We start from the raw sequence: 9,786 nt of genomic DNA on the forward strand, positions 1-9,786 counted from the left end.
CGGCCGAATCCTCGCCGAGCTGCTTGGTCAGCGCCTCGGCCTGCTCCTCGACCGCCGCGAGCCGCGCGGAGAGCTCGGCCAGCAGTCCTGCCGTCTCCTTGCTGCCGTCCACGCCGTTCGAGCTGCCGCCCTCCAGCTGGAGCCGCAGCAGGGCCGCCTGCTCCCGCAGTTGGCAGTTCTTCGTATACAACTCGACGAAGACCGAGACCTTGGCCCGCAGCACCCACGGGTCGAAGGGCTTGGAGATGTAGTCCACCGCGCCCGCCGCGTACCCGCGGAAGGTGTGGTGCGGACCGTGGTTGATCGCGGTCAGGAAGATGATCGGGATGTCCCGGGTCCGCTCCCGCCGCTTGATGTGCGCGGCCGTCTCGAAACCGTCCATGCCCGGCATCTGGACATCCAGCAGGATGACCGCGAAATCGTCCGTCAGCAGCGCCTTGAGCGCTTCCTCCCCCGACGACGCCCGGACCAGTGTCTGATCGAGCGCGGAGAGGATGGCCTCCAGCGCCAGCAGATTCTCCGGCCGGTCGTCGACCAGGAGGATCTTGGCCTTCTGCACCATGCCCTGTCCTCCTCGCCCCGGCACGGGGCCTCCCCGGCTCCTGGCTCCGGCCTGTGCGCCGGGCCCCGCCCCAGAGGACGGCATCCTTGCGCCGTCCGTCCTTGTGCCGGTCATCGTAGCCCCAGTCCCGAGATCGCCACACCCTGTCACCAGGATGTCACTGTGCACGTAGGTCGTGTCCTCGGACAGACCTATCAGAAACGCGGGGGGAGAGCAGAAGGTTCCCCGTTTACCGGGGTCCCACACCGCCCCCGGCCACAGCCGGTCGGCCGGGGGGCTCCTTCCGCTCTCCCGGCGGTCACTTCCCGCGCATCCACTGCTCCATCACCGACAGCAGGTAGTCGGGGTCGACCGGCTTGGTGACGTAGTCGGAAGCCCCGGAGTCGATCGCCTTCTCCCGGTCCCCCTTCATGGCCTTGGCCGTCAGGGCGATGATCGGCAGCCCCGCGAACTGCGGCATCCGCCGGATCGCCGAGGTCGTCGCATACCCGTCCATCTCGGGCATCATGATGTCCATCAGCACGACGGTCACGTCGTCGTGCTGCTCCAGGACCTCGATGCCCTCCCGGCCGTTCTCCGCGTACAGCACGGCCAGTCCGTGCTGCTCCAGCACGCTGGTGAGCGCGAAGACGTTGCGCACGTCGTCGTCCACGATGAGCACCTTCTCGCCGTGGAAGTCGTACGTGCGCGGCGCCGCCGGGAGTTCCTCCTCCGGGTTGGACCAGGCGTCCTGCGTGCCCGTCGCGTTCGGCTGCCCGGGCACCGCGGTGCGCGGCTCCAGGTCGCTCAGCGCCTTGCGCCGCCGCCGGAACAGCGCGGACCCGCCACCCTGCCCCTGCCCGGCCGGCTCGGCCGCCGACGGGCCGGGCCGCATCTGCTGGGGCTGGGCCGACGGCAGGGCCGGCACCGACCCGGCCGGCGCGACCGGCCGCGCGGTCCGGGCCCCGTCCAGGGACCGGCGGTAGAGCTCGCCGCGGCCACCGCCGGGCGCGGGCGGCGCGTACCCCTGAGGGGGCAGCTCGCTCGGGTGCAGCGGCAGGTACAGCGTGAAGGTGGACCCGCGGCCCGGTTCGCTGGCCGCGTGGATCTCTCCGCCCAGAAGCCGGGCGATCTCCCGGCTGATCGACAGCCCGAGGCCGGTGCCGCCGTACTTGCGGCTCGTCGTCCCGTCCGCCTGCTTGAAGGCCTCGAAGATCACCAGCATCTTGCTCGCCGCGATCCCGATGCCGGTGTCGGTGACCGAGAAGGCGATCAGATCCGCGTCGGCCTCCCGCAGCGAACCGGCCTCCAGCAGCTGCTCGCGGATCGCTAGCGGCACATCGGCGCCTGCGGGCCGGATCACCAGCTCCACCGCACCGCTGTCGGTGAACTTCACCGCGTTCGACAGCAGGTTGCGCAGCACCTGGAGCAGCCGCTGTTCGTCGGTGTGCAAGGTCGCGGGCAGCTCCGGGGAGACCCGCACCGAGAAGTCCAGGCCCTTCTCCGCCGTCAGCGGCCGGAAGGTGGCCTCCACGTAGTCCACGAGCTGGACCAGCGCGATCCGGGTCGGAGAGACGTCCATCTTCCCGGCCTCGACCTTCGACAGGTCGAGGATGTCGTTGATCAGCTGGAGCAGGTCGGAACCCGCGCCGTGGATGGTCTCGGCGAACTCCACCTGCTTCGGCGAGAGGTTCTCGTCCGCGTTGTCGGCGAGCAGCTTGGCGAGGATCAGCAGCGAGTTGAGCGGGGTCCGCAGCTCGTGCGACATGTTCGCCAGGAACTCGGACTTGTAGCGCATCGAGACCGCGAGCTGCTCGGCACGCTCCTCCAGGACCTGCCGGGCCTCCTCGATCTCGGTGTTCTTCACCTCGATGTCCCGGTTCTGCTGGGCCAGCAGCTCGGCCTTCTCCTCCAGCTCCGCGTTGGCGGCCTGAAGGGCCTTCTGCCGGTTCTCCAGCTCGTCGGAACGCTCGCGCAGCTGCTCGGTCATCTCCTGCGACTGCTTGAGCAGCATCTCCGTCTTGGAGTTGACGCTGATGGTGTTGACGCTCGTACCGATCATCTCGGCGATCTGGCTGAGGAAGTCCTTCTGGATCTGCGTGAAGGGCGTGAAGGAGGCCAGCTCGATGACGCCCAGCACCTTCCCCTCGAAGAGCACCGGCAGCACGATCACGTGCGCCGGCGGCGCCTCACCGAGACCCGAGGAGATCTTCAGATAGCCCGGCGGGGTGTTCTCGACGAGGATCGTCCGCTTCTCCTCGGCGACCGTCCCGATCAGCCCCTCACCCGGCCGGAAGGACATCGGCATCTGACCGCCCGCGTACGCGTAGCTCCCGCGCATCCGCAGCTCGTACGAGCCGTCCGCGCCCCCCTCCGTCCCGATCTCGGTGGTGCCCCCGGTCGGCAGCGCCAGGTAGAAGGCGCCGTGCTGCGCCGAGACGACGGGAGTGAGCTCGCTCATGATCAGCGAGGCCACGTCGTCGAGCTCCCGGCGGCCCTGCATCAGGGCGGAGATCCGCGCCAGATTGCCCTTGAGCCAGTCCTGCTCCTTGTTGGCCAAGGTGGTGTCGCGCAGGTTGACGATCATCGTGTTGATGTTGTCCTGGAGGACCTGGATCTCGCCCGCCGCGTCCACGTCGACCTTCAGGCTCAGGTCGCCGCGGGTCACCGCGGTGGCGACCGCCGCGATCGCGCGCACCTGCCGGGTCAGGTTCCCGGCCATCTCGTTCACGGACTCCGTCAGGTCCCGCCAGGTGCCGTCCACGTCGCGCACCCGGGCCTGACCGCCCAGGATGCCCTCGGTACCCACCTCGCGGGCCACCCGCGTCACCTGGTCGGCGAAGGAGGACAGTTGGTCGACCATCGTGTTGATCGTGGTCTTGAGCTCCAGGATCTCGCCCCGGGCGTCGATGTCGATCTTCTTGGTCATATCGCCCTTGGCGATGGCGGTCGTGACCATGGCGATCTGCCGCACCTGTCCGGTGAGGTTGGAGGCCATGAAGTTCACCGAGTCGGTGAGGTCCTTCCACGTCCCCGAGACGCCCGGCACGTGCGCCTGACCGCCGAGGCGGCCCTCCGTGCCCACCTCGCGCGCCACGCGCGTGACCTCGTCCGCGAACGACGACAGGGTCTTCACCATCGTGTTGACCGTGTCGGCGAGCTGCGCCACCTCGCCGCGCGCCTCGACCGTGACCTTCTTCGTCAGGTCGCCGTTGGCGACCGCCGCCGAGACCTGCGAGATGTTGCGCACCTGGGAGGTCAGGTTGTTGGCCATGAGATTGACGTTGTCGGTCAGGTCCTTCCAGATGCCCGTCACCCCGCGCACCCGGGCCTGACCGCCCAGAATGCCCTCGGAGCCCACCTCACGGGCCACCCGCGTCACCTGCTCCGCGAACGACGACAGCTGGTCCACCATCGTGTTGACGGTGGTGACCAGTTCGAGGATCTCGCCCTTCGCGTCGACGGTGATCTTCTTCGAGAGATCGCCCATGGCCACCGCCGTGGTCACCTCGGCGATGTTGCGCACCTGCGACGTCAGGTTGTTCGCCATGAAGTTGACGGACTGGGTGAGGTCCTTCCAGGTACCGGAGACCCCCTTCACCTCCGCCTGGCCGCCGAGGATGCCCTCGGTGCCCACCTCGCGGGCGACCCGGGTCACCTGCTCCGCGAAGTTCGAGAGCTGGTCGACCATGGTGTTGAGGGTGTTCTTCAGCTCCAGGATCTCGCCCCGGGCGTCCACGTCGATCTTCTGCGACAGGTCACCCCGGGCCACCGCCGTGGCGACCTGCGCGATGTTGCGCACCTGCGAGGTCAGGTTCCCGGCCATGCCGTTCACCGAGTCCGTGAGGTCGCGCCATACGCCGGCCACCCCGGGCACCTGCGCCTGGCCGCCCAGCCGTCCCTCCGTACCCACGTCCCGGGCCACCCGGGTCACCTGCTCCGCGAAGGCCGACAACTGGTCCACCATCGTGTTGATGGTGTTCTTCAGCTCCAGGATCTCGCCCCGGGCGTCCACGTCGATCTTCTGCGACAGGTCACCCCGGGCCACCGCCGTCGTCACCTGGGCGATCTGACGCACCTGAGAGGTCAGGTTGCCGGCCATGAAGTTGACGGAGTCGGTGAGCTCCTTCCAGGTACCGGACACCCCCTCCACCCGTGCCTGGCCGCCGAGGCGGCCCTCCGTACCCACGTCCCGCGCCATCCGCGTGACCTGGTCCGCGAAGGAGGACAGCTGGTCGACCATCGTGTTCACGGTGTTCTTCAGCTGGAGCATCTCGCCGGAGACGTCCACCGTGACCTTCTGCGACAGGTCGCCGTTGGCCACCGCCGTCGTCACCTGCGCGATGTTGCGGACCTGCCCGGTGAGGTTGCGGAAGGCCGTGTTCACCGAGTCGGTGAGGTCCTTCCACGTCCCCGCCGCACCCGGCACCTGCGCCTGACCGCCCAGCTCACCCTCGACGCCGACCTCACGGGCCACGCGCGTCACTTCCGCACCGAAGGACTGGAGCTGGTCCACCATCGTGTTGACGGTGTTCTTCAGCTCCAGCATCTCGCCCGCCACGTCGACCGTGACCTTCTGCGAGAGGTCGCCGTTGGCCACCGCCGTCGTCACCTGCGCGATGTCGCGCACCTGCGTCGTGAGGTTGCGGAAGACCGTGTTCACCGAGTCGGTGAGGTCCTTCCACGTCCCCGCCGCACCCGGCACCTGCGCCTGACCGCCCAGCAGACCCTTCGCACCGACCTCGCTGGCCACGCGCGTGACCTCGTCCGCGAAGGTCCGCAGGGTCTCGGTCATCTGATTGATCGTTTCGGCCAGCTGCGCGACCTCGCCGCGCGCGCTGACCCGCACCTTCTGCGACAGGTCACCGTTCGCGACCGCCGTCGTCACCTGCGCGATCCCGCGCACCTGGGCCGTCAGGTTGCCGGCCATGGTGTTGACCGAGTCCGTCAGGTCCTTCCACACGCCCGCGACCCCGGGCACCTTCGCCTGGCCGCCCAGCTCGCCCTCCGTACCCACCTCGCGGGCGACGCGGGTCACCTCGGAGGAGAAGGACGACAGCTGGTCCACCATCGTGTTCACGGTGTTCTTCAGCTGGAGCATCTCACCGGCCACGTGCACCGTGACCTTGCGCGACAGATCGCCCTTGGCCACCGCCGTCGTCACGAGAGCGATATCACGCACCTGAGCGGTGAGCCGGTACGCCATCGTGTTGACGGAGTCGGTCAGATCCTTCCAAGAACCCGACATTCCGCGCACCTGGGCCTGACCGCCGAGCTTGCCCTCGGTACCCACCTCCAGCGCCACGCGCGTCACCTCGTCGGTGAACGCGGACAGCTGGTCGACCAGGTTGTTGACCGTACGCCCGACCTTCAGGAACTCCCCGCGCAGCGGATGCCCCACCCCCTCGGGGCTCTGCGTCCGCAGGTCCATCCGCTGATCCAGATCGCCCTCGGCCACCGCCGACAGCACCCGGCCCACCTCGGACACCGGCCGGGCCAGGTCGTCCACCAGCTGGTTCGAGGCGTCGATCGCGGCGGCCCAGGAGCCCTCGCAGGCACCCGTCTCCAGCCGCTCGCTCAGCTTGCCCTCGCGGCCCACCATCCGCCGGACCCGGGAAAGCTCACCGGTCAGGTGGAGATTGCGGTCGGCGACCTCGTTGTAGACGGCGGCGATCTCCGCCATCACGCCCTCGCCGGACACCGTCAGCCGCTTGCGGAAATTACCGTCCCGCATCGACACCAGGGCCGTGAGCAGCCGGTTCAGCGCGGCGGTATCGACCTCCGTCGTCCCACCGCGCCGGGAACGTCCGCCCTTCGGCCGCGTTCCCGTACGCCGCACCGCTGCGCCAGACTCCACCGTGTCCCTCCCGAAAGGGTCGACCACTGTTCCACCGGACACTTGAATCCTCACAACCCGGTTCTCCAAGCCTGCCCAGTGTTTCACCCTGGCCGAACCCGGCCATAACACTTCGGCACCATCGCACACCCGCCGCATCCCGTGGGTGGATTCCCCGACGACGGCACCACGCCGACCGCGAAGGTAAGTAACCTGGCACCCGATGTCCAACCGCGTCGAAGGAGACTTGTGATCACGGCACGGGCGGCTGCCAGTTTCGACCCCCTCGGGCGTTCGGTCGCCGCAGCTCGCGCGTTCGTCCGCGACACCCTGCAAGGCTGGGGCTTCGCGGACATCGTCGACGACGCGGTGGTCCTCACCAGCGAGCTCGTCACCAATGCCGTGGTCCACGCCGGAACCCAGGCCGAGGTCCTGTGCCTGCGCTCCGAGGGCGGCGTACGCGTGGAGGTCGCCGACCGGTACCCGGAGCGCGAGCTCCCCCTCCGGCCCCCCGGCGACCGCCCGTACGCCGACGCCGAGCGCGAGAACGGCCGCGGCCTGATGCTCTGCGCCGCTCTCGCCACCCGCTGGGGCGTCGAGTACACGGCCACCCACAAGCACGTGTGGTTCCGCCTCGACCTCCCGGACCGGCCGGTCGGTACCCGCTCCGCGGGCCCAGTCGTCCCGGACCAGCTGCTCCCCCTCGCCGACAGCCGCGTCCGCGTCGCCGTCCTCCAGATCGACTCGGCCGACTCCATCTCCGCCTGGAACGAGGACGCGGAGCACATCTTCGGCTACGCCGCGCAGAAGGTCGTGGGCCGCCAGCTCGCCGAGCTCGCCGCCTGGCCCCAGACGCCCGGCACCGGCACCGGCATCGCCGAGGCGCTGCGCCTGTCCCGCTGGGAGGGCAGCTACGGCGTACGCGGCTCCGACGGCCGCGTGATCCCCGTCTACGCCTCCCACCTGCGGGTCCGCGACGCCCACGGCGAGCCGTCCATCGTCTGCCTCCTCGTCCACGACGACGAGCGCGCCCTCCTCCAGAGCCCCGCACGGGTCCCCAGCACCGACAGCGGCCACTTCGGCGACCCGCGCCCCACGGACCCCTTCGAGGTCTTCATCGGCTCCCCCGCCCCCGACGACCTCGACGGACTCCTCCAGCGCACCGTCGAACGGGCCCGCGACCTCCTCGACGCCGACGCCGCCTTCCTGCTGCTCGCCACCGACGACGAGACCGAGCTGGAGGTGCGCGCCACCACGGGCCTGCCCTCCACCCGCCAGCGCTTCGCCCGCGTCCCCGTCGAAGCCGGCACCAACCGGTACGGCTCCGCCCGCATGCCCGCCGTCCACGACGACCTCACCGCCGTCCCCGGAGCCGTCCCGCTCCTGGAGTCCACCGGCATGCGCTCCGCGGTCACTGTCCCCCTCAAGGTGGAGGGCCGGCTCACCGGCTCCCTCGGCGTCGCCGCCGAGACCCCGGGCCGCTACACGAACGAAGAGGCCCTGCACCTCCAGTTCGCCGCCGACCGCATCGCCCTGGCCGTCGAATCCGCCCGCCTCGGCGAACTGGAACGCCTGCGCCGCGGCTCCCTGTCCTTCCTCGTCGAGGCCTCCGACCTGCTGGCCGGCACCCTCGACCGGGACCAGACCCTGGCCCTCATGGCCCAGATGACCGTCCCGACCCTCGCGACCTGGTGCGCCGTCTACACCATCGCCGACCCGTCCTCCGACCCGTACCTCTCCTACGTCCTGCACGAGGACGAAGAGCGCATCGACGTTCTGAAGGACCTCCTCTCCCAGGTCAGCCCGCCCGAACCGGTCCGCGAGGCCGGCGCCCGCCCCTGGTCCGAGGCCGCGCTCGCCGTCGGCGGCGAGACGGTCGTCCTGCCCCTCCTGGCCCGCAACCGCGTGATCGGCATGCTCACCCTCGGCAAGCCGCGGGAGGAGCACTTCCGCCAGGAGATCCTCGAACTCGCGGAGGACCTCTCCCGCAGGGCGGCCCTGGCCCTCGACAACGCCCGCCTCTACTCCGAGCGCACCGCCATCAGCCGCTCCCTCCAGCGCAGCCTGCTGCCGCCCGGCTCCCCCGCCGTCCCCGGCATGGAGGTCGAGGTCATCTACCGCGCGGCCGGCGAGGGCAACGAGGTGGGCGGCGACTTCTACGACGTCTTCCCGATCCGCGAGGGGGTGTACGGCTTCGCCATCGGCGACGTCTGCGGTACGGGCCCCGAGGCGGCCGCCGTCACCGGCCTCGCCCGCCACGCCCTGCGCCTGCTGGCCCGCGAGGGCCTCGGCGGCCCGGCGGTCCTGGAACGCCTCAACGCGGCCATCCTCGACGAGGGCGCCCGCAGCCGCTTCCTCACCCTCCTCTACGGCGAGCTCCACCCCCAGCCCGAGGGAGGCGCCCTGATGAAGGTCGTCTGCGCGGGCCACCCGCTGCCCTTGCGGCTGCGCCCGAACGGCGTGGTCGAGGCGGCCGCCGAGCCCCAGCCGCTGCTCGGCGTCCTGGAGGACCTGTCCCTCTACGAGCAGACCCTCACCCTGCACCCCGGCGACGTCCTGCTGTGCGTGACGGACGGGGTGACGGAACGCCGCGAGGGCACCCGCATGCTCGGTGACGACGGCCTCGCGGAGGTCCTGACCACTTGTACGGGCCTCACCGCCGGCGCGGTCGCCTCCCGCGTCCTGCGCGCGGTGGAACGCTTCGCGGCCGAACCCGCCTCGGACGACATGGCCATCCTGGCCTTCCGCGTCCCGCACCAGCGCGAAGGCGACTGAGCCCAGCGCCCGGGCCGCTCCTACCGGAGCCGCGCCGCCAAGATCATGAAGGACGGGGACGCCATCTCAGCGGCCCAGGAGGTCCTGCCCTCGTCGAGGATCGCGTCGGCGGGTGCCGGTACGGCGCTCTGACCCGCCGCTACGGACGAGGCGGAGGCCGAGGGCGGTCTCGGGGGCGGCATGGGTGGCAGGACGTCAGCGGCCTGCTGCCGGGGCGTCACGAGCACGAACAGGCGGCGTCGGATCGTTGCGAGGGTCATGAGAGCGGTCCTTCCGCAGGTCGAGGTGTCGAACTGCGGATGAGGCGAGGAGGCGTCCGCCTCCCCGTTCCGTCATCCGTGATCCCATTGCGCCCCGGGCAGCGGTCCCCGGTCACGGCCCGAGAAGTCGGGACTTGACACGACGCGAAACTTGGCACAACGCAAAAAAGGCCCCCGCCAGAGGCGGGGGCCTTTTCATGTGGAGCCCTTTAACGGAATCGAACCGTTGACCTTCTCCTTACCATGGAGACGCTCTACCGACTGAGCTAAAAGGGCGGGTTGTTCGGCGGCGTCCTACTCTCCCACAGGGTCCCCCCTGCAGTACCATCGGCGCTGAAAGGCTTAGCTTCCGGGTTCGGAATGTAACCGGGCGT

At 70.0% G+C, this 9,786-nt stretch carries 4 protein-coding genes, 1 tRNA gene and 1 rRNA gene; 1 reads left to right on the forward strand and 5 read right to left on the reverse strand.

What is annotated here, in order from left to right; all coding sequences use genetic code 11:
• A partial coding sequence (locus AC07DU_RS24370) for a response regulator (RefSeq protein WP_479113550.1) occupies nt 1-562 on the reverse strand: 562 nt, incomplete at its 3' end.
• Nucleotides 563-860: 298 nt separating this feature from the next.
• Nucleotides 861-6,398 carry a HAMP domain-containing protein gene (locus tag AC07DU_RS24375; protein WP_479113553.1) on the reverse strand — a complete coding sequence of 1,846 codons (5,538 nt, stop codon included), beginning with the start codon at nt 6,396-6,398 and terminating at the stop codon, nt 861-863.
• A gap of 192 nt (nt 6,399-6,590) precedes the next feature.
• Here AC07DU_RS24375 and AC07DU_RS24380 point away from each other — a divergent pair, with 192 nt between their 5' ends.
• Nucleotides 6,591-9,152 carry a SpoIIE family protein phosphatase gene (locus AC07DU_RS24380; RefSeq protein ID WP_479032549.1) on the forward strand — a complete coding sequence of 854 codons (2,562 nt, stop codon included), beginning with the start codon at nt 6,591-6,593 and terminating at the stop codon, nt 9,150-9,152.
• Between the two features lie 20 nt (nt 9,153-9,172).
• Here the strand turns inward: AC07DU_RS24380 and AC07DU_RS24385 are convergent, their stop codons facing one another.
• The 3 genes from AC07DU_RS24385 to rrf all read right to left on the reverse strand — a co-directional run.
• Nucleotides 9,173-9,412 (reverse strand): hypothetical protein, encoded by a 240-nt coding sequence (locus AC07DU_RS24385; protein ID WP_360905332.1) that lies wholly within the window; start codon nt 9,410-9,412, stop codon nt 9,173-9,175.
• Nucleotides 9,413-9,612: 200 nt separating this feature from the next.
• Nucleotides 9,613-9,688: transfer RNA gene (locus tag AC07DU_RS24390), tRNA-Thr, on the reverse strand.
• A 5-nt stretch (nt 9,689-9,693) separates the two neighbouring features.
• Nucleotides 9,694-9,786, reverse strand: a 5S ribosomal RNA gene (rrf, locus tag AC07DU_RS24395); the annotation flags it as partial.

This window comes from Streptomyces sp. NPDC045695 (assembly GCF_056432025.1).